At 53.1% G+C, this 21,808-nt stretch carries 15 protein-coding genes and 2 pseudogenes; 11 read left to right on the top strand and 6 right to left on the bottom strand.

Going from position 1 to position 21,808, the window contains the following annotated elements:
* Window positions 1-5 precede the first annotated feature (5 nt).
* From GN278_02620 to GN278_02595, 6 genes and pseudogenes are all read left to right on the top strand, one after another.
* Window positions 6-2,437 (top strand): annotated as a pseudogene (locus tag GN278_02620) (nitrite reductase large subunit).
* Window positions 2,434-2,763, top strand: a complete 330-nt coding sequence (gene nirD / locus GN278_02615; protein ID XAT59806.1) for a nitrite reductase small subunit NirD — start codon at window positions 2,434-2,436, stop codon at window positions 2,761-2,763. The pseudogene GN278_02620 and the gene nirD overlap by 4 nt, the downstream one beginning before the upstream one ends.
* Window positions 2,763-5,393, top strand: a complete 2,631-nt coding sequence (locus tag GN278_02610; protein ID XAT59805.1) for a molybdopterin-dependent oxidoreductase — start codon at window positions 2,763-2,765, stop codon at window positions 5,391-5,393. The genes nirD and GN278_02610 overlap by 1 nt, the downstream gene beginning before the upstream one ends.
* Entirely contained in the window at window positions 5,390-6,340 is a 951-nt protein-coding gene (locus GN278_02605; GenBank protein XAT59804.1) for a glycosyl transferase family protein, read from the top strand. The genes GN278_02610 and GN278_02605 overlap by 4 nt, the downstream gene beginning before the upstream one ends.
* A 27-nt stretch (window positions 6,341-6,367) precedes the next feature.
* Window positions 6,368-7,756, top strand: a complete 1,389-nt coding sequence (gene cobA, locus GN278_02600; protein ID XAT62514.1) for a uroporphyrinogen-III C-methyltransferase — start codon at window positions 6,368-6,370, stop codon at window positions 7,754-7,756.
* 135 nt (window positions 7,757-7,891) lie between these two features.
* Window positions 7,892-8,293 carry a hypothetical protein gene (locus GN278_02595; GenBank protein ID XAT59803.1) on the top strand — a complete coding sequence of 134 codons (402 nt, stop codon included), beginning with the start codon at window positions 7,892-7,894 and terminating at the stop codon, window positions 8,291-8,293.
* Window positions 8,294-8,357: 64 nt separating this feature from the next.
* Here the strand turns inward: GN278_02595 and GN278_02590 are convergent, their stop codons facing one another.
* Entirely contained in the window at window positions 8,358-8,525 is a 168-nt protein-coding gene (locus tag GN278_02590; protein ID XAT59802.1) for a DUF1737 domain-containing protein, read from the bottom strand.
* Window positions 8,526-8,613: 88 nt separating this feature from the next.
* A complete protein-coding gene (locus tag GN278_02585; GenBank protein XAT59801.1) occupies window positions 8,614-11,049 on the bottom strand; it encodes an FAD-dependent oxidoreductase in 2,436 nt (811 codons plus the stop codon).
* A 191-nt stretch (window positions 11,050-11,240) separates the two neighbouring features.
* On the opposite strand from GN278_02585, the gene GN278_02580 reads away from it, so the two are divergent.
* Window positions 11,241-12,770 carry a trimethylamine methyltransferase gene (locus GN278_02580; GenBank protein ID XAT59800.1) on the top strand — a complete coding sequence of 510 codons (1,530 nt, stop codon included), beginning with the start codon at window positions 11,241-11,243 and terminating at the stop codon, window positions 12,768-12,770.
* On the opposite strand, the pseudogene GN278_02575 reads toward GN278_02580, so the two are convergent.
* A pseudogene (locus GN278_02575) lies at window positions 12,767-13,740 on the bottom strand (LysR family transcriptional regulator). The gene GN278_02580 and the pseudogene GN278_02575 overlap by 4 nt on opposite strands.
* Before the next feature lie 260 nt (window positions 13,741-14,000).
* Here GN278_02575 and GN278_02570 point away from each other — a divergent pair.
* From GN278_02570 to GN278_02560, 3 genes are all read left to right on the top strand, one after another.
* The gene (locus tag GN278_02570) at window positions 14,001-14,414 is read left to right on the top strand and encodes an NUDIX domain-containing protein (protein ID XAT62513.1); all 414 of its coding nucleotides are present in this window, start codon (window positions 14,001-14,003) and stop codon (window positions 14,412-14,414) included.
* An 86-nt stretch (window positions 14,415-14,500) separates the two neighbouring features.
* A complete protein-coding gene (locus GN278_02565) occupies window positions 14,501-15,976 on the top strand; it encodes an inorganic phosphate transporter (GenBank protein XAT59799.1) in 1,476 nt (491 codons plus the stop codon).
* Between the two features lie 53 nt (window positions 15,977-16,029).
* Window positions 16,030-16,542, top strand: a complete 513-nt coding sequence (locus GN278_02560) for a DUF2478 domain-containing protein (protein ID XAT59798.1) — start codon at window positions 16,030-16,032, stop codon at window positions 16,540-16,542.
* A 62-nt stretch (window positions 16,543-16,604) separates the two neighbouring features.
* On the opposite strand, the gene GN278_02555 is transcribed toward GN278_02560, so the two are convergent.
* The gene (locus GN278_02555; protein ID XAT59797.1) at window positions 16,605-16,820 is read right to left on the bottom strand and encodes a hypothetical protein; all 216 of its coding nucleotides are present in this window, start codon (window positions 16,818-16,820) and stop codon (window positions 16,605-16,607) included.
* Window positions 16,821-16,988: 168 nt separating this feature from the next.
* Between GN278_02555 and GN278_02550 the strand changes: the two genes are divergently transcribed.
* Window positions 16,989-17,660, top strand: coding sequence for a nitroreductase family protein (locus tag GN278_02550; GenBank protein ID XAT59796.1), 672 nt, complete (start codon window positions 16,989-16,991; stop codon window positions 17,658-17,660).
* Between the two features lie 359 nt (window positions 17,661-18,019).
* Here GN278_02550 and GN278_02545 read toward each other — a convergent pair whose 3' ends face one another.
* Together GN278_02545 and GN278_02540 are read right to left on the bottom strand one after the other, a co-directional pair.
* Window positions 18,020-18,973: a 5'-nucleotidase gene (locus tag GN278_02545; protein ID XAT59795.1), complete on the bottom strand. Its 954-nt coding sequence runs from the start codon at window positions 18,971-18,973 to the stop codon at window positions 18,020-18,022.
* A 292-nt stretch (window positions 18,974-19,265) separates the two neighbouring features.
* Window positions 19,266-21,767, bottom strand: coding sequence for an FAD-dependent oxidoreductase (locus GN278_02540; GenBank protein XAT59794.1), 2,502 nt, complete (start codon window positions 21,765-21,767; stop codon window positions 19,266-19,268).
* Between the last annotated feature and the right edge of the window lie 41 nt (window positions 21,768-21,808).

Below are 21,808 nucleotides of genomic sequence, written 5' to 3'. Positions count from 1 at the left end.
TTGCAATGAAGGAAAACCTTGTAATCATCGGCGCAGGCATGGCGTCAGGCCGGGTTATCGAACAGCTTGTAGAAACTGCCCCAGAGGCTTTTGACATCACCCTTTTCAATGCTGAACCACGTGGCAATTATAACCGCATCATGCTGTCTCCGGTTCTATCGGGTGAGAAAATTTATGACGAAATTGTCACCCACGATGCGGATTGGTACGCGGCTCAGGGCGTGACCTGCCGTTTCAGCGAACCTGTGGTTGCCATTGATGCGGACACAAAGGTCATAACAGGGCAAAATGGTTCTGTAAGCTATGACAAACTGGTTATCGCAACCGGATCTGCCCCTTTTGTTATCCCTGTGCCGGGAAAAGACCTTCCCGGCGTGATCAGTTACCGCGACATTGATGATACCAATGCCATGATTGAGGCCACCGAAACAGGCGGAAACGCGGTTGTTATCGGTGGCGGTCTGTTGGGGCTAGAGGCCGCAGCAGGTTTGGCCGAAAGAGGCATGAATGTCACGGTCGTGCATCTGATGGGCCACCTGATGGAACGGCAATTGGACGAGGCCGCTGGGTATCTGCTGCGCAAAGATCTTGAAAGCCGCGGTATAACCATCCGAACGCTTGCCTCGACCAAGGCAATTATTGGGGACGACCGCGCCGAAGCGGTGCTTTTGGAAGGCGGTGAAACTCTGCCTACCGATCTGGTTGTGATGGCTGTGGGTATTCGGCCTGAAACAAGGCTGGCCACTGATGCTGGGCTGGATGTCGCCCGCGGGATCGAGGTAAACGCACAAATGCAGACCTCTGAACCCAATATCTTTGCTGTCGGGGAATGTGTCGAATTCAATGGCCACCTGTTTGGTCTTGTGGCCCCCCTTTACGATCAAGCCAAGATACTGGCGCAGACGCTGCTTGGCAAAGAAGATGCCTTTATCGTTCGGGATACTGCAACCAAGCTTAAAGTCACCGGCTGTGATCTTTTTAGCGCAGGTGATTTTGCTGATGGCGAAGGGCGCGAAGACATTGTGCTGCGGGACCCAGGCAAAGGTATATACAAGCGACTTGTGATTGAAGATGACCGTCTGGTGGGTGCTGTCATGTACGGCGATACAGCTGATGGCAACTGGTTCTTTCAATTGATCAAGGACGGAACGGAGATCGATGAAATGCGGGAAACGCTGATCTTTGGCCCAGCGTTTCAAGGGGGCGATACCGCGGACCCGCTTTCAGCCGTTGCAGCCTTGCCGCTTGATGCGGAAATCTGCGGCTGTAACGGCATTTGCAAAGGCACCATCGTGGATGCAATCTCGGATGGGGCAACCGATCTAGGTGCTGTGCGAGCCGCAACAAAGGCCAGTGCGTCTTGCGGCACCTGTACCGGTCTGGTCGAGCAGGTTTTACAGGTCACGCTCGGGGATGATTTTCAAATGCCCACCGCGCAGCCCATCTGCGGATGTAGCGATCTAACACACGAAGATGTACGCCGCCTGATCAAAAGCCGGAACCTAAAAAGTCAAGAAGCTGTTTGGCAGGAACTTGGTTGGAAAACCCGTAACGGGTGTCATATTTGTCGTCCAGCCGTAAATTTTTACCTCTTGGCAGACTGGCCAGTTGATTACCAAGACGACCCACAAAGCCGCTTTGTCAACGAACGCAAACACGCCAACATTCAAAAAGACGGTACCTTTAGCGTTGTGCCGCGTATGTGGGGGGGATTACCAATCCGACCGAACTGCGTGCCATCGCGGATGCGGCGGAAAAATATGACGTCCAAACAGTGAAGGTCACAGGCGGCCAGCGGATCGACCTGCTTGGTGTTCAAGGCGAAGATTTGCCCTCTATCTGGTCCGATCTGAACAAGGCTGGGCTGGTTTCGGGTCATGCCTATTCCAAAGGGCTGCGCACAGTCAAAACCTGTGTCGGAACTGACCATTGCCGGTTTGGCACACAGGATAGCACCGGATTAGGAATTAAACTGGAAAAGATCCTATGGGGGTCATGGACGCCCCATAAGGTCAAGCTCGCCGTCTCAGGCTGCCCGCGCAACTGCGCCGAAGCCACCTGCAAGGACGTCGGCATTATCTGCGTCGACAGCGGCTATCAAGTGGGGGTTGCGGGCGCCGCCGGTATGGATGTGAAGGAAACCGAGCGCTTAGCATACGCCGCGACCGAACAAGAGGCTATCGACCTCACGGTGGCATTCATCCAGCTGTATCGCGAAAACGCCAAATATCTTGACCGCCCCTATAAATGGGTCGCAAAGGTCGGACTTGACTGGGTCAAGGCGCGGGTGGTCGATGATCTGGAAGAGCGTGCCCGATTGCTTGAGGCGTTTGAACTTTCACAAAGCATCTACCGCAAAGACCCTTGGGCCGAGCATACACAGCAAGCCGCACGATACCAGCCGTTGGCAGATTTGACATTGGAGGCTGCGGAATGAGCTGGGTCGAAATTGGTAGGTTAGAAGATATTCCTCTGCGCGGGGCACGGAAGATTAAAACTGTCTTGGGATGCGTAGCTGTGTTTCGCACTGATGCAGATGAGGTTTTTGCAGTGACCGATAGCTGTCCACATAAGGGCGGTCCGTTGTCCGAAGGTATCGTGCACAGCCAATCCGTAACTTGCCCGCTGCACAACTGGGTTTTTGATCTAAATACTGGACAGGCTCAAGGCGAAAACAGTTCCATTGAGACATTTCCAGTGCAAGTGGAAAACGGGCGCATTTTTATCAACAGTGCAAAACTCAGCCCGAGGAGCGTGGCCTGATGGACGGGACGGGCTTGCCCGAAACGCGGTCCACTTGCCCCTATTGCGGCGTAGGATGCGGCGTACTTATGCGCCCCGATGGTGAAGGCGGTCTTGCTGTGCGCGGCGATCCAGAACATCCCGCGAATTTTGGGCGCCTTTGTTCCAAGGGCTTGGCCTTGGGCGAAACGGTTGGCCTAGACCAAAGGCTGCTTGCACCGCGTGTTGATGGTCAGGACAGCACATGGGATCACGCCCTGCAATTGGTGGCAGATACTTTTTCTCAAACCATTGCAGATCACGGTCCTGACAGTGTGGCGTTTTACGTATCGGGCCAACTTCTGACCGAAGATTACTATGTTGCCAATAAATTGATGAAAGGGTTTATCGGCTCGGCCAACATCGATACAAATTCGCGCCTTTGCATGGCGTCTTCGGTGGCCGGTCACAAACGAGCCTTTGGCAGTGATACAGTGCCGGGCACTTATGAAGACCTTGATCAGGCAGATCTGGTTGTTTTGGTTGGCTCGAACCTCGCGTGGTGCCACCCGGTGCTGTATCAACGTTTGCTTGCCGCGCGAAAGTCCCGCAGCACACGCATCGTCGTTATTGACCCCCGCCGCACGGCCAGTTGTGACAGCGCCGATATGCACCTTGCTTTAAAGCCCGGAAGTGATGTGGCGCTTTTCAATCGCCTGCTTGTTACGCTGTGTGAACAGGGCGGGCTTGATAACAGTTATATGGAAAACACCGAAGGGTTTGATGACGCCCTGAAAGCCGCTCAGGAAGATGGCATTGATGCAACAGGCTTATCAGATGAGGAAATTAAAGCCTTCTGCGATCTCTGGATCAATACTGAAAAGGTGGTGACGGTTTATTCACAGGGCGTAAACCAGTCCACTTCGGGCTCTGATAAAGTTAATGCGATTCTGAACTGCCACCTTGCCACTGGACGGATTGGAAAACCGGGCTGTGGACCGTTTTCTGTCACTGGACAACCCAATGCCATGGGGGGGCGCGAAGTCGGTGGGCTGGCAAATATGCTTGCGTGCCATCTTGATCTTGAAAACGCCAATCATCGCAGCGCCGTGCGCGATTTTTGGGGGGCTACGTCTATACCCAACGCGCCCGGTCTTAAGGCTGTAGATATGTTTTGTGCAGTGCGTTCCGGCCAGATCAAGGCCCTGTGGATCATCCATACCAACCCAGCTGTTTCTATGCCCGAGGCCGATGCTGTTATGGCCGCCATCGGGTCATGCCCTTTTACCGTAGTCAGCGACATTACTGCGCAGACCGATACCGCCCAAGTGGCCAATGTGCTGTTGCCCGCGACGGCCTGGGCGGAAAAGGAGGGCACCGTCACAAATTCTGATCGCACGATTAGCCGCCAACGCAGTATTTTACCGCGCCCCGGTCAGGCGCGACCGGACTGGGCCATCTTGGCTGAGGTCGGGCGCCGCATGGGCTTTGCCAAAGCCTTCGACTACACCAATGAGGCCGAGATTTTCCGCGAGTATGCCGCACTTTCGGGCATTGCAGGACAGTTTGGCCGTGACTTCGATATCTCGGGTCTGTCGGCGCTTTCCGAAAGTGAATACGAGACCATGGCCCCGCAACGCTGGCCAGTGACGACTTCACTCCGGGGTGAACGCTTCTTTGCAGACGGCGGGTTCTTTCATCCCGATAAAAAAGCCCGTTTCCTGCCAGTATCATGGAAGCCTCCGGCCGAAAAACCCTCGCAACAGTATCCTTTCCAACTGAACACCGGGCGCGTGCGCGACCAGTGGCACACCATGACACGAACGGCGTTAAGTCCACGTTTGTCAGCACATCTGGCGGAACCGTTTCTGGAAATTCATCCAGAGGACGCAAAAGAGCTATCAATCAGGCCCGCGGATCTGGTGCAGGTTAAAAGTGCAAGCGGATCAGCGATCCTGCGGGTCCGTATTTCCGACGCCGTACAGCCGCGGCAGGTTTTTGCACCAATGCATTGGACAGCGCAGACCGCCCAATGTGCGCGGATCGACGCGCTTGTCGCGGCAGCTTGCGATCCTGTCTCGGGCCAACCTGAAAGCAAAGCAAGCGTGGTTTCGCTCTCTTGCTATGATGCAAGCTGGTATGGGTTTGCGGTTTCGCAAAGCACTCCGGTGCTTACCTCAGAGTATTGGGCACTTGCCAGAACTCAAGCGGGATATCGGGCTGAGCTGGCGGGTTCGACTACGCCAGAGAATTGGGAAGCCTACGCAAGACGGCTTTTTGCGGCACAAAATGCCAAAGCCATTACTATGGTTGATACTGCGCGCGGCTCTGCGCGGGTGGCGTTGCAAGAGGAAGGGCGGCTTATCGGGGCGCTATTTATCTCTGCTGCCCCGGTGGCAGTCATGCGTGATTATCTGGCAACCTTGCCCGGCGACGATGCTTCAACAGCGCTTTTGGGTGTGCCACCAAAAGATGTACCCGACCCCGGCCCCGTGCTTTGTTCCTGTTTCGGCATTGGTGTCAATACGATCATTTCCGCTGTTGAAACCCAAGGACTGACCTCTGTTGACGATATTGGTTCGGCTCTTGGCGCCGGCACAAATTGCGGCTCTTGCAGACCGGAGCTGACGGAACTGCTTGGCCGCCGATCCATAAAAGAGGCTGCAGAATGACCCTGTCCGAGCATGTGCGCACTTTGGGCCGAGGCCCGGGAAGATCACGCTCGCTCACCCAAGAGGAAGCCTTTGACGCCATGGATGCCATGCTTTCGGGGCAAGACGCACCCGAGGCGGTTGGCGCTCTGCTGATGTTGCTCAGGATGAAAGGTGAGATTGCAGAGGAAATTGCAGGTTTTGCTGCAAGCGCGCAGGCAGCTCTGCCTAATCTACCACCTGTTGATCTAGATTGGCCCAGTTATGCTGCTGGACGGACACGGGGAGCGCCTTGGTTTTTAATCTCAGCCAAGCTCGTCGCCAACGCAGGTTATAGGGTTTTGTTGCATGGCTGGAACGGTGCAGACCAAAGCGTGCGCGCAAACCTTACCCATGCCAGGATTAGAGTTGCATCTTCGCCATCTGAGGCGGCAAAATTTCTCAAACAGCATCGGATCGCCTATCTGCCCCTTGAAACCCATCACCCTGCCTTATTTCACCTGCTGAACCTGCGGCAGGTGCTTGGCCTGCGCTCTTGCATCAACACGGTCTGCCGTATGCTCAACCCCGGAGCCGCTAATGCAAGCGCACAAGGCGTGTTTCATCCCTCTTACCGCCTGCTGCAAGCTGATGCGGCCAAACATATGGGGTGGGACAACCTAACCGTAATTAAAGGCGGCGGTGGCGAGTTTGAGCGCCATCCAGCCAAAACAACAGAAGCGTTTGGATTGCGCTCTGGCGCGATATGGAAACGCCAATACCCTGCGATCCGCAGCGAAATCCGCCGGCTGTCTGGGCAAAAGGTATCAGATGGGAAAACATCCATCTTGCAGCTGAATCCAACGAATTTCGAAACCGATATTATCATCAGCACCGCAGCTCTAGCACTAGAGACCCTGGGCAAGAGCGATGGCTTAAGGGCAGCTGAGGATCTCTGGAATGATCAAAGGGCCACCAGCACCGCGTGAAAGGAAACCGCCATGAAATCTTTCCCAATGTTTATTCGCACCACCGGCCGTCGCGTCATCATCGTCGGCGGCGGCGAACAGGCAGCCCAAAAAACCCGCTTGCTATTGAAAACTGATGCAGAGCTGATGCTAGTGGCACCATATTTGGAGGATGAGCTGCAAGAAGTGGTTGACAGCAACCGCGCGCAGCACTCAGAAACGCTTTCAAGCGAAATATTTAAAGGTGCTGCCATGGCCTTTATCGGCACTGGTTGCCCCGGGCTGGATGCAGCGGCCCATGCCTTGGCAAAATCTGTAGGCTGTCCTGTCAATGTGGTTGATCAACCCGATCTATGTGACATGACCACGCCGGCTATTCTAGATCGTGATCCAGTTGTCATTGCCATCGGCAGCGAAGGCACTGCGCCGGTTCTAACCCGCGAGATTAAAACCCGTTTGGAGGCTATGCTGCCGCAGTCCATGGGCGGTCTTGCTGCGCTTGCCGGACGTCTGCGCTCAAGTGTGAACAGGCACATCCCCCGAGCGCAGCGCCGTGCATTCTGGGCTTGGGTTTTCAAGGGTGCTCCTAGCGCTACTTGGGTGCAGGGGGCAGAGCGCGAAGCCGCCAAAGAAATCAAGAAAGCGATTGCTGAAGGAGGTTTGCCGAACGAAGACCCTAACACTGGCCACATTGCCTTGGTGGGCGCGGGTCCCGGTGCGCGTGATTTGCTCACACTGCGTGCTGTGCAGCGTCTTCAAGAAGCTGACGTCATACTTTATGATCGTTTAGTGGATACCGAAGTATTAGAACTTGCACGGCGCGATGCGCAACGGATCTTTGTTGGCAAACACGTTGGCGCACATTCGTGGCCACAAGATAAGATCAACCAAATGATCGTCGCCGAAGCGCGTAAAGGCCTGCGTGTGGTGCGGCTAAAATCCGGGGACCCAGGAATTTTTGGCCGTGCGGGCGAAGAAATTTCAGCCGCCCGTAAAGTAGGTATTACCGTAGAAATTATACCAGGTGTTACGGCCGCCTCTGCCGCAGGAGCAAGCCTTACACGAAGCCTGACCGAACGCGGTGTGGCCAATACGCTTGTTCTGGCCTCTGGGGCCGGTTGCACAGATGATCCGACGCCGGACAGCACACGCCATTCCGGCCCCGGTACCACAACGGCACTTTATATGTCTGTTGCCGGTGCAGAACGGCTTTCTCGTAAATGGATGCAGCAAGGCATGCCGTCAAATAACCGTGTTGATATCTGCATTGATGTCTCAAAACCAAGCCAAAGGCATTTGGTGGCGACAGTTGCAACCGTGTCTAAAACCTTAAGTGAGCACGACGTCAACGGGTGCGCAGTTTTATTGGTGACATGGCCAAAGCAATCGGCCATTCGGCCAATTCTGGCGCACAACTCTTTAAAGTACTCCGCATAGTTGATTTGTGAAACGATGCCTTTTTGCTGGATGATGCGGCAAGGGTAACGGGATTGGCAGGCCGCACCGGTTTTACTTCTATTTTGGGTGGATAAATGTTATCGTTTTCACGCAATCTAAAAGTTTGGACCATTAATGAGAGTGGTGGGTTTTATCCTTACTGTAATTATATCAGCCGCTTTGGGAGCGGTGGCAGCGTATTATTACCATGACCGAATAAAGGCGCTGATTGATCCGGCTCCCTTGCCGCTGATTGCCATCATTGATTTAGACAATTCATGTCAGGTGCCAGATAACGCCTTTGTTGTTCATGACCTTGGCACCATGCGGCACGTGCCCTTTGTAAATGGCAAAGCGCGTGTGCGCACCTACCACGGCAGCAGTTTGCAGGTTCAACTAAGCCAGAAATATCCAGATGTGACTTTTGACGGCCCAAAACAAATCGCGCAAGAACGCATGACCATGAGTATTGATTGCGCCCAGTCCGACCGGATGGAGGAAACCTTTAAAGCGCTGCGAGAAGAGTTGGGCCAATAGGCGCAAACCGTGTGACCCGTGCCACCCAATTGCATTCGTAAATTTTTTGCGCTCAGTAAAGTGGTTAAATTATCGGCAGGGCAACCGCCTGATAAAACCAGTGATGCAGGTCATACTTTGCAGAAAACGGCCCACCGACCAAAACCCAACCACGTTTTAGTTTTTCGTTGACCTTTTCCTCCAAGGTCCCTGGGTCTTTGCCCTTCAAAATCTCATAGTTGACCGCTTGCATCTGCCCACTCCTGACCGCAACGACAGGCTAAACGACAAGTTGGTGCATCGCAAGCCAGCCGATGCTGGCAAGTCAAATTTGCCAAGTCCTAGCTGCGCATGCGAAGATTGTCGGGATCATAGGGGCTAAATGGGACGACCTTCGTCGCCACCCGCTGACCGCATAGATCCAGCTCGGCGGCGCTGCCGATCGCTGCGTGTTCCGGGGCAACAAAAGCATAGGCAAGGTTTTTGTGCACGCGGTGCCCCCACTCGCCCGAGGTCACCGTGCCAATCACCTTATCGCCTTGCATGAGCGATGCGCCGCCATGGGCGGGCGCTGCGCGCGATGCGATTTCCAAAGTGACCAGTTTTCGGCGGGGACCTTCTGCAAAGCGCTGATGCAGCGCCACTTTTCCGATAAAGTCAGGTTTGCTCAGTTTCACAAAGCGCTCAAGTCCAGTTTCAAAAGGATCAAACTCAGTCAGCAAATCCGCTTTCCAATGCAAAAACCCTTTCTCCATCCGCATGGAGTCAACCGCGCGTGCACCGAAAAGCTTCATCCCATGGGCCTCACCGGCTTTTCGCAGGGCCAAATAAGCGGCATAAAGTGATGCATTGGGCAGATGAAGCTCATAGGCCAACTCACCCGAAAAGCTGACCCCCATCACTGTGGCAGGTGCAATGCCAATGAAACATACACGCACGGAAAGCCACGGAAAGGCCTCTTTTGACCAATCGCCCCGCGCGCAGGCAGATAGCACATCACGGGCGCGTGGTCCGGCGAGAACCAATATGGTTTGCTCATTGGTCAGGCTGCGGATCTGGACATCTTGGCTTGGATCAAGATGGGATTGCAGCCAATCCATGTCATGAAATTCGCTGGCCGCAGCAGAGCCGTACCAGACCCGCGCTGGTCCGCGGTCTGATGCGGGCAGATTGGCAACCGTTGCCTCACTTTTGATCATGCCATGGTGGTTCAGCAGATAGCCCAGTCCCACGCGGCCAACGCGTTTGGTTACAGGGCCACAAAACATCCGGTCCAGAAATGCATTCCGATCTGCGCCGGTAATTTCAAATCGGTTGAAGCCGTTGACTTCGCATAGGCCTACATTTTCGGTCAGGTTTCTAATTTCTTCTGCCACCAGATCAAAAGTTTCGTCGAAATCAAACCCAAGAGTGGGATGAAAATCCTTATTGGGCTTGATGTAATCCACCCGCTCCCAGCCATTGACCACGGTGAATTCAGCGCCTTCCGCAGCAAGCACCGGCGTCAAAGGCGTTGTCTTGGCGGGCCGCCCTGCAGGGCGGTGCTCATGCGGGAAATGAAACCGAAATTCGTTTTGATAATCCTCAATGGCCTTCAACGCAGTCAGTTCTACGTTTGCATGGCCGGTAAAACGGCGCGGGTCTAGAACCCAAGTGTCATAACAGGCCTCACCGTGAACGATCTGCTGCGCCAAAAGCCAGCCATGTCCCCCGCCCTCGCCAAGCCCCGCGCGCAGACCGATAATGCAATAGGCATTGCGTTTGCCCGGAATAGGCCCCACCAGAGGTGCGCCATCAATGGTATAGGTGATCGGGCCGTTGACCACGGTGTGGATGCCCACGTCCATCAAGGCAGGCATCCGTGCAAAGGCGCCTTCAAGCACGTCACTGACCCGATCAAGATCATCGGGGCACAGCGCGTTGACAAAATGGGGATCAATCCCGTCCATGCCCCATGTTTTGCAATCCTGCTCATAAAACCCGACAAGCAAGCCGTTTTTTTCCTGACGGCAATAATAATCGCTGATCGGGCAGCGCAGCAGCGGCATCCGGTGGCCTGCGTCCGCAATAGCAGGCATTTCTTCGGTGAGGAAATACTGATGCTCCATCGACATCACCGGATGGTGTACCCCCATCATCGCGCCCACTTCGTTGACACGGTACCCACAGGCGTTGACAACAATATCACAGGCAATATCGCCCTGTTCGGTTTGCACCGTCCAAGTGTCGTCTGCATGCTGCTTAAGTCCGATCACGGGTGTGTTGCGATAAACCTCAGCGCCGGCTTTGCGGGCACGGCGCGCCAATGCCTGACAAAGCTGCGCAGGATCAATATCCCCATCCAGAGGATCCCATAGCCCGCCTAAAAGATTATCGGTTGAAATCAGCGGATGACGCCGGGCACATTCATCGGCGTCAATCACTTCAAAATGTACATCCATACCGCGCGCCATGGATGCAAAATGGCGATATCCCTGCATTTGTGCTTCGGTATTGGCCAGCCTTATACCACCATCCCCATGATGGTAATTAATTGGATAATCGGGGTCTTCAGCCAGTGATTTATATAGGTTTATAGAATGGGTTTTCAGCCCAACCATGGTTTGGTTCATGCCAAAATTGGTGACCTGCGCGGCGGAATGCCAAGTTGTTCCGCTGGTCAGTTCATTACGCTCGAGCAAAACAACATCGCTCCAGCCCTCTTGCGTCAGATGATAGAGCGTAGAGCACCCGGCAATGCCGCCGCCAATGACCACCACTTTGGTTCTTGATTTCATCACACACTCTCCCGATTATCTTCTGTTAGCACGCTGCACAAAAACCGCCGCCTAAGGTCAACCCAAGCCGTGTAATTTCTAAAAATTAGAAACAGAGTTACTAATTTTTCCACATATGGGCTCTTCGCTTGTGAACGCAGGCCCAGACCCCGTTTAGTCAGCGCTCAAAGCGCATCATACACAGGATATAGATGACACCAAAGCAGACCCCAAAACCAAAACGCGGCGGACGGCGCGAACGGCTTGCCCAGCGCGCCGCAAAGCCGGTCATAGATCCCTGCCCACCCGGTCAAATTGGCGGCGCATACCGTCCATTGTCAGAGCGTAACATTGAGGAAATTTACCAGACATCCTTGCGGCTTTTAGCCGAGCTTGGAATGGGCGAAGTTCCCAAAAATTTATCTGAAAAACTCTTGGCGGCAGGCGCCGAGGACACCGGACGCGGCCGGATTGTATTTCCCCCTGCGTTGGTCGAAGATGCTATTGATTGCGCGGCGAAAAAATTTGTCCTGCATGGGCGCGCCGAAGACCGCTCAATCGAGGTTGGCGGCCAAAAAGTATACTTTGGCACCGGCGGCGCTGCCGTGCAGACCTTGGATATGGACAGCGGGCTATATCGACCCTCTACGCTCAAAGACCTGCATGACTTTACCCGTTTGCAGGACAGCTTGGCCAATGTTAGCTGGTTCACGCGCTGCTGCATTGCAACGGATGTTGCGGATAATTTCGATCTGGATGTGAACACGGCCTATGCGCTGATAAAGAACACCACCAAACCCGTGGCCACCGCCTTTACACTGGCCGAGCATATCGCGCCAATTGTCCAAATGCTAGATATTGCAGCAGGCGGTGAAGGCGCATTTTCAAAGCGGCCTTTTTTAAAGGCGCATATTAGCCCAGTCATCTCGCCCATGCGATTTGCCGAAGACGCCGTGGATGTGGTGTTCGGCTGTATTGCCCACAATATTCCAATTTCCTGCATAACTGCAGCACAGGCTGGGGCCACAGCCCCGGCCACATTGGCAGGATTTTTGGCGCAATCACTGGCCGAAACCCTGGCCAGTTTGGTGATGGTGCATGCCATCAAACCCAGCCATCCGATGATATTTTCCAACTGGCCGCTGGTGATTGACCTTCGCACTGGCGCCTTTTCTGGCGGCAGCGGAGAATCCGCTGTGCTCAACGCCGCCTCGGCGCAAGTGTCCAACTGGCTTGGCCTGCCCTCTGGCGTGGCGTCTTCAATGACCGACAGCAAAGCGATCGACGCCCAATATGGCGCAGAAAAAGGCATCACCGCCATGGCGACAGCATTGGCCGGGGGTAATTTGATTTATGAAAGCTCTGGAATGACCGCCTCGCTTCTTGGTGCCAGCTTTGAAGGCTTTGTTCTGGATGATGAAATGCATTCAAACATCTACCGCGCTTTGAGAGGGATCGAAGTGACAGAGGACAACCTTGGTTTTGATGCGATTTGCGAGGCAGTTTTAGGAGAGGGCCATTTTCTTGGCGGCGCGCAGACACTCGCCGCGATGGAGCGCGATTATTTTTACCCTTCGCTCGCCAATCGTGACGAGCCGCGCACCTGGCAGGCAAGCGGCGCACCCGATGCATGGGCGGTCGCAAAATCCCGTGCTCAAGACATTTTGGCAACCCATCGCCCCGAGTATTTGTCCTCTCAGCAGGATCGGCAAATCCGGGCAGGGTTTAAAATCTTAAGTTAGTATTCCGCCTGAGGATCAAACCCGAAATTTCCTGCAAGCCAAGGCATCATCGCAAGCGCCGGTTCAAGAGCGCGTTTTTCGATCAATCGTACCATAATATCCTGTACGATCTGTTGGGATTTGGTGGCACATTCTGGCGTTGCAAATATGGAAATCGAGCGGGCGAATGCCTTTTCAGGAAACGGGAATAGCTTTACTTTTGTATGGAACCGACTGGCGCGCATATAACAAAGCGGGGTGGTAATGGCCCATCCCCCCCTTCGGCGATCATTGCCATCAAGGTTTGATTGCTTTCGATTTCAAACCGCCGGGGCAGATTAATCTTCAAACGCCTGAGCTGGGTTTCGATCTGATTGCTAATAATCTGACCAGCGTCATAGCGCAAAAACGGCAAACTATCTAAGCCGTCAAGCAGATCGGCTGGCGTATGTTGGCAATTAACCGGCAGAGCTAGAACAAACGGATCGCGCAGGAAAGGTGTTTCCTGCAAATCGGGCGCGCCGTCGATTGGCACATTAGCGATCCCAATATCAATTGCACGCCGACGCAGCAAATCGAGGATTTCATGACTTGAGCGGGTGCGATGGATAAAGTTGCATTTCGGCATGGTTCTGGCCAAACGCACCGCAAGATCAGGGCCGATATCATTGTCAAAATCCTCGATCAACCCGAGCCTTAGCATGCGCGCTTCATGGACATTGCCGGTCATCACCTCGGCCTGTCCTTTCCGGATCAACATCAAGGCCTGCTCGACATATTTTAAAAATTCACGGCCTGCCGGAGTTAAAACCATTGGGCGGCGTTTATGATCCAGCAAATTGACGCCCAGCTTGGTCTCTAAACTGCGTAAATGATGCGAAACTGTGCTGATCGAAAGCCCAGTTTCTTTGGCCACAGCGCGCACCGACCCCAAGGCCGCCGTGAGTTTAAATACTTCCAGCCACTTCAGGCTCAATTCGGTTTCCTGCATAATTGCTCCTGCGTTTGGGGGATCAGCAAAGACACTAACACCTGTTAAAGATCAATTATCTTCTACTTTTTCAAATTATCATTTCGAAACTTTAGAACATTTTTTACTATTTGATATTGAGGCCATAGCACTGCGAGGTTGCAAGGAAATTTGCAATTTCTCACAAGACACTGTATTTTTGTAGAAAAATGTAACTGAGCAGCGAATTGGTAGCAAAACTTTCATATATTGTCCGCAGTGTTGGCGGTGCCTTGCTGTCCATGGTGAAGCGTCCTCATGGCCGTCAAGTCGCGGCTCTTTGCACGCGCAAAGGCAAAAAGGGAAATGAAGTTCTTTTGGTGACAAGCCGAAGGAGAGGCCGCTGGATTGTTCCCAAAGGCTGGCCAATGGAAGGCAAAAGCTTCCCTGAAACCGCCCTTGAAGAAGCTTGGGAAGAGGCCGGAGTCCGTAAGGGTCGCATCAAGGGCGATATGCTTGGCACTTACACCTATAAAAAGGTTCAGAAAAATGGAACCAAGCTTCCGTGTGTTGTGGATGTATATTCCGTCAAGGTTGATGAGCTAAAAGATGAGTTTCCAGAAAGCGATAAACGTAAAAGGCGCTGGGTAACACAAGGTGAAGCAGTTGATCTGGTAAGCGAGCCAGAATTGAAAGAAATAATCCGCTTAATGTAATAAGCAAGTTGTTTCCACTTGCGTAAAAACCCATAGACCTATAGTCCGAAAACACTGCCTTTGCTGACATAAGTATTGGGATTTTTATGTCTGATCCAACTCAAAACCAATGGAAAACATTGGACCGAGACCTTGGTCGTTTCGGTCAAATTGAATTGGCCACACAGTTCGTTGCCAAACCCATAGTCGGTATAGGCATTGCCTTAGTCTTTTTAATTATGGCGGGTCTATTCGCAGCGCTTGTTTTTTGGCAGCAACCGCCATTTTTGATCATTGTTGCTGCCGCAATTTTTGGGGCCTATATGGCTCTGAACATTGGTGCCAATGACGTGGCCAACAATATGGGGCCAGCCGTGGGTGCCAATGCATTGACCATGGGCGGCGCAATTGTGATTGCGGCTGTGGCGGAAAGCGCCGGCGCGCTGCTGGCGGGCGGTGATGTTGTGAGCACAATCTCAAAAGGTATCATTGATCCAGCCGGTGTTGCCGAAACCGAGATATTCATTTGGGCAATGATGGCTGCGCTAATTTCCTCGGCGATGTGGGTCAATTTGGCAACCTATGTCGGAGCGCCAGTATCCACCACCCATTCTGTGGTCGGTGGCGTCATGGGCGCAGGGATCGCCGCTGCGGGTTTTGGCGCAGTAAACTGGGCTACCATGAGCAAAATTGCCGCCAGTTGGGTGATTTCACCGGTACTTGGCGGCGTTGTCGCCGCACTGTTTTTGGCGTTTATTAAAGTAAAAATCATCTATCAGGAAGATAAAATTGCCGCTGCACGGCGCTGGGTTCCAGTGCTCATCGGGATTATGGCAGCGGCCTTTGCATCTTATCTGGCGCTCAAGGGCCTTAAGCGGATTTACAAAATTGATCTGGGTCTTGCTCTGTCCATTGGGGCGGGTATTGGGCTCCTTTTGTATTTTGTCTCTCGCCCCCTGATAAACCGGCAATCTCAGGGTCTGGAAAATCGCAATAAATCCCTAAAGATCCTGTTTAATGTGCCCCTTATTTTTTCGGCGGCACTTTTATCTTTTGCCCATGGGGCCAATGATGTGGCCAATGCGGTGGGGCCTTTGGCCGCCATTGTGCATGCTTTGGAATTTGACGGGGCCGCAACCAAAGTTGCCATCCCGCTTTGGGTAATGATCATCGGCGCCTTTGGCATTTCTTTTGGTTTGTTTTTGTTCGGGCCAAAGCTGATCCGTATGGTTGGTAGCCAGATCACCAAACTAAATGCAATGCGTGCCTATTGCGTCGCCCTTTCCGCAGCGATCACTGTGATTGTTGCCTCTTGGCTCGGATTGCCCGTCAGCTCCACACATATTGCTGTTGGGGCTGTGTTCGGGGTTGGGTTTTACCGCGAATATGAAGTCAAACGCCGATCCCAAAAATTGGCTAAATTGACCCAATCAGGCACGCTTGCCCCTGAAGAGCGAAAACGCCGCAAACTCGTACGCCGGTCGCATTTTATGACCATTATCGCCGCTTGGGTTATCACAGTGCCTGCAGCTGCGCTCTTATCTGCCGTGATTTTCCTCGTACTGAACGCGATTTTTGTGTAAAGCTGTCTTGGGCCGGATCGGTCTAAAATGTCAAAGACACAAGGTATTTCTAAATGAAAATAGCCTATACGATGGAACCAAGCCGTGGCGGCACCGACCTTTTACTTGCTGCTGTTGCAACAGAATTGGCTGCGTCGGGCTTTAGCGTCTGCGGCACTGTGCAAATCAATTCAGACCGCGACGATTGTACCGGATGCGATATGGACGTGCGTGTGCTTCCCCATGGTCCAACGATCCGCATTTCTCAGTCTTTAGGGAAAGAATCGAAGGGATGCCGTTTAGACCCGTCTGCCTTGGAATTGGCCGTAGGTCATACCAAAGAAAGCTTGGCCAACGGTGCAGATGTGTTGATCATTAACAAATTTGGCAAACACGAAGCCCAAGGGCGCGGATTTCGCGAAGTAATCGCCGAGGCGCTGTCTCAGGACATCCCGGTTATTGTCGGACTTAATCAGCTTAACGAACAGGCCTTCAAAGACTTCACATCAGAAGTGGCTGTTTCTTTGCCGCCTAATATTGAAAGTGCTATGAGCTGGGTTAAAGCAGCGCAATCTTTTGGCGGTTAGCTTTTGATACCATTTTGTGTAGTTAAATCATTGGATTAACGCACTATCGGCCGGCGGATTTTCTATCCAAAAAATACCCCAATGACCACTAAAATTAGCCCTAAAACAGACAAGAGCAACGAGCCCAAATTGACCGGTACAACGGATTGTAGCACAGCCTTCAGCGCCTCATCATCGATCCCGGACCGCTTGGCGCGTGCGACTTTGAAAATGCAGTAAAAGAGCCCTGAAAGCCCTATAAGCGACACCAATGCACCACCCCAGATTAACCCTGCCATTTTGCGCTCCCCGCTCTTGTTTTCGTGCTCTGCCTATGCGATTTTACCTACATCCGCAAGGTGGCATGACCTGCAAAAAACATAGTAAAACCATTGCCATACTGCCGAATGATAGCTGTCGAAAAGCAGTGGCAGCACAAAGCCATTTGAAGTTTATGAAAGAAAGCAATGTCGTATGAACCGATCCCCCTGCCGCATAAGGTGCAGCTAGATAAAGACGAAGCCATCGCCGCGTCGCAGCAGTTTTTAACCTATATGCAAATGCGCCATTCGGTGCGCGACTATGCGGACACGCCTGTGCCCAAAGAGGTGATCGAAAATGCCATTGCGGCGGCGGGCACTGCGCCGTCGGGGGCCAATCAGCAGCCTTGGCATTTTGCCGCCATTCAAGACCCTGATATGAAAGCCAAAATCCGTACGGCGGCCGAGGAAGAAGAGCGCGCCTTTTATGCGGGCGGCGGCGGCGATGCCTGGATTAGCGCGCTTGAGCCGATTGGAACGGGGGCGGAAAAGCCGCATCTGACCATTGCGCCCTGGCTCATCGTGGTGTTTGCCCAGCGCTATGGTATCGATAGTGAAGGCGCGCGGCACAAACATTACTATGTGCCTGAAAGCGTTGGGATTTCCACGGGCATGTTGATCACGGCGCTGCATCATGCGGGGCTGGTGTGCCTAACACATACGCCCAATCCGATGAAGTTTCTCAATGATCTTTGCCAGCGGCCAGACAATGAAAAGCCAGTGATGATTATTCCGGTGGGCTATCCCAGCGACAGCGCGACAATCCCCCAAGCGGCCAAAAAGAAAAAGCCGCTGGATGAAATTCTATCGGTTTTCTAGGCCGGATTAAGGCCCAAAAACCGCATCGGTTTCACGTCGGTATCGCGGCAGTATCGCGCAGGTGGGAATTTTGCTGCCAAAAGCGGGGGTTTGCGCCGCGTTCGACTGGGCTTGCGCCACTGCCTTTGGCTTCGGGCGGGTGCATTTTTGACAAAAAGTCGCGCTGTAATAATCCGGTATTACCCACGTCCTCACCAGAGTGCTAAACGCAGCACATTACCATTCTTGAGGCTATTTTGCTACGCCAGCCTTTGGCTTTTGAACCGTCTGTGTTGTGGCTTTAGATAGAGACATTCGAGAACAGAACGATGTGTAGCTTTGAAAGCAAATTCACTGCACCACTAAGCAGCCAGTAATATTCAACCCGCCGGGATAACAGGTTTATCTGCAGAGTGCGGCCCGGGAACATGACCTGATGGAACAACACGTTCTGCGGCTGATATGTGTTGTTTTTGATCATCAAAAAATATGTGTGCTCTCATTGCTTTCAAAAATGGTGCTTTTTGGTTCTTACCAACAAAGTGTGCTTCATCTGCAGGAGTTCCCCATGCTCGAAAGGTGCGTATAACCCTTTCATGTGCTGGCGCATTTCGCGCGGTCACAAGGCAAAGCCGGACTTTGCTTATTCCCTTTTCGTTCATATGTAGTTCACGAAGCTTAGATAGCTTTTTGAGAAATTTCCCAAATGGGCCTTCTTGCATTGGGTCTTTGGCCATTTCTTCTTCATGAGCGAAAAAGGCATCAAGGCCTTCGTTCTCAAAAATTTGATCCGATTCTGGACCAAAAATAACCGCATCACCATCAAAGGCAAAACGCAGTTCTCTGTCATTTTGCATGATTTCTCTATCAATTGGTGATGGACTTAACTTCGCGGCAGCTATTCCAGAGTCCACCGCTAATTGAACATCCGTAGTTTCATTAGACAGAAACAGATCAATGTTCCAAGCTTTTATGTATGGGGCAAGGGGACGCCCACTTGTAAAACTACCATTCTTTATACTGAGGGAGTTATCCTTTATAGATTTAAATGCTCGCAGAGATAAGTCAGGGGAATTTCTCGACAATAAAATAACTTCAACGAATGGTTTTGATCCTTCTTCATTTAGAGCAAGAATTCTTTTGACTACTTGGAAGCCCGAACCCAGTTCTAATGGTTTGTTCTCCATTGTCAGTTGATGTTCCGCATAGGCAACTACGCCCTCGTCTTCAAAAATTTTATGTTCTTTCTCTAGATCAAAAAGAGCGCGGGTAGAAACTCCAATTCGTAATGGATTTTCTTGTAAGGCTACCTTGATATTACTTTGGTTATCCATGTTGAATGAATCTTATGGGGTATTGAAATAACTTCGTTTCTACTAAAGATAGATTGATATACCATTGCAGTGAATAAAAACAGTTATTTTTTATAGGAAATCACTTATGGCGAAAGAAAACTCTGAAGTGACAAGTAAAAAAGCTGCTTCTGCAGCATCAAAGGTGCTTAGAAACCCTAAATCATCTAAAGCTGCCAAAACGGCTGCGGCTTCTGCATTAACGCAAAGACCCAACAAGAAAAAATAAGCCTTTACATTAGCTTAGATATTACAACGAAGAGGTAGAACTCCCTCACCCATCCACCCGAATAACCGCGTTTTTGGGGTCGTAGGGGCTGTCTTCGACAATTTCTGCATCCCACAGCTGATCCAGGATTTTGACCTTTAGCTTGTTGCCCACCGCCGCATGCTCGGGGCGCACATAACCCATGCCGATGGATTTTTTAAACACCACCGAATAGCCGCCCGAGGTCAGGCGGCCGACCCGTGTGCCGTCTGCGGCGTAAAGCGCTTCGCGCCCCCAAGGATCGGCATCTTCCGGCCCGTCGATTAGCAGCGTGACGCATTTCGAGCGAATGCCAATGGCCTGCATTGCATCGCGGCCCTGAAACTCTTTGTTTAGATCGACAAAGCGCGGCAGATCCGCTTCAAGCGGGGTGGCATCGCGGCCCAGTTCGGTGCCAAAGGCGCGGTATGATTTTTCCTGCCGCAGCCAGTTTTGCGCACGGCCGCCCACCAGCTTCATCCCATGCGGCGCGCCGGCCGCTTCGAGCAGGTCAAAAAGGTAGTTTTGCATTTCAATTGGGTGGTGCAATTCCCAGCCCAGCTCGCCCGTATAGGCCACGCGGATGGCATTGACCGGACACATGCCCAGCTCGATCTGGCGCGCCGACAGCCACGGAAAGCGTTTGTTCGACAGCGCGCTGGCGGGATCGGCGTCCTTGATCACTGCGCTAAGAACATCGCGCGATTTCGGGCCAGCAATGGCAAAGACGCCCCATTGCATGGTCACATCCTGCACTTCGATATATCCCAGCTCATCGGTTTTATCGGCTACGGCCTTGCGCAGATAGTCGCCATCATAGTCGGTCCATGCACCTGCCGAGACAAGGTAATAGTCATCCTCGGCAAGCCGCACGATGGTATATTCGGTGCGCGTGGTGCCCGCCGCAGTAAGCGCATAGGTTAGGTTGATGCGGCCCACGCGGGGCAGTTTGTTGCAGGTGAACCAGTCCAGAAATGCGGTGGCGCCGGGGCCTTTGACGCGATGTTTGGTAAAGGCGGTGGCGTCGATCAGCCCGACACCTTCGCGGATGGCGCGGGCTTCATCCACCGCATATTGCCACCAGCCGCCGCGCCGGAAGCTGCGCGCATCGTGGTCAAAACTGTCTGGCGCATCCAGCGGGCCGAAATAATTCGGCCGCTCAAACCCGTTGACACAGCCAAACTGCGCGCCGCGCGCTTTTTGCCGGTCATAGGCCGGCGCGGTGCGCAGCGGGCGGCAGGCTTCGCGCTCTTCATCAGGGTGGTGCAGAATATAGACGTGCTCATAGCATTCTTCATTTTTACGCGCCGCATATTCGGTGGTCATCCAACTGCCGTAGCGTTTGGGATCAAGCGAAGCCATATCGATCTCGGCCTCGCCCTCGACCATCATCTGCGCCAGATAATAGCCGGTGCCGCCAGCAGCGGTGATGCCAAAGCTAAAGCCTTCGGCGAGCCACATATTGCGCAGCCCCGGGGCCGGACCCACCAGCGGATTGCCATCCGGCGTATAGCAGATCGGCCCGTTGTAGTCGTCTTTCAGCCCCACGGTTTCCGAAGAGGGAATGCGGTGGATCATCGACATATATTCTTCTTCGATGCGCTCAAGATCGAGCGGAAAGAGATCGGCGCGGAAACTGTCCGGCACGCCGTGCTCGAACCGCGCTGGCGCGTTGCGCTCGTAGGGGCCAAGGATCCAGCCGCCGCGCTCTTCGCGCACATACCATTTGGCATCTGCATCGCGCAGCACCGGGTGCTCGCCATTGGTTTTGCGCCATTCCACCAGCGCCGCATCCGGTTCGGTGACGATAAACTGATGCTCGACCGGAATGGCCGGGGTTTTAATGCCCAACAGTTTGGCGGTGCGCTGCGCATGATTGCCCGTGGCGGTGACCACATGTTCGGCATGGACCACGATCTGCTCATCCGAAGCCACCAGATTGCCGCCCTGTTCAACCATTTTTGTCAGCGTGACTTTCCATTCGCTGCCGGTCCATTCATAGGCGTCGGCCTGCCATTTACGCTCGATCGTCACGCCGCGTTGGCGCGCGCCTTTGGCCATCGCCATGGTGACATCGGCCGGATTGATATAGCCATCGGTCGGATGATAAATCGCGCCCACCAGATCCTCGGATCTAACCAGCGGATAGCGTTCTTTGATCTGCGCTGGGCTGAGCCATTCATAGGGCACGCCGCAGGTCTCGGCCGTGGTGGCATAGACCATATATTCATCCATCCGCTCTTTGGTTTGCGCCATGCGCAGATTGCCAACGATGGAAAATCCGGCATTAAGCCCGGTTTCGGCTTCGAGCTGTTTATAGAACTCGACCGAATATTGATGGATATGGGTTGTGGCAAAGGACATGTTAAAGAGCGGCAGCAGACCGGCTGCATGCCAGGTAGATCCCGAGGTCAGCTCATCGCGCTCTAAAAGAACAACATCTTCCCATCCGGCCCGCGCAAGGTGATAGGCAATCGAAGTTCCAACGGCGCCGCCGCCAACAACAAGGGCTTTGACATGGGTTTTCATTTTGCTATCTCCTCACACTATCGTTGGTCCTGATATGCGCC

The organism is Rhodobacteraceae bacterium Araon29 (assembly GCA_039640505.1).
Lineage (GTDB): Bacteria > Pseudomonadota > Alphaproteobacteria > Rhodobacterales > Rhodobacteraceae > CABZJG01.
This window is presented reverse-complemented; position numbering and strand designations above follow the sequence as displayed.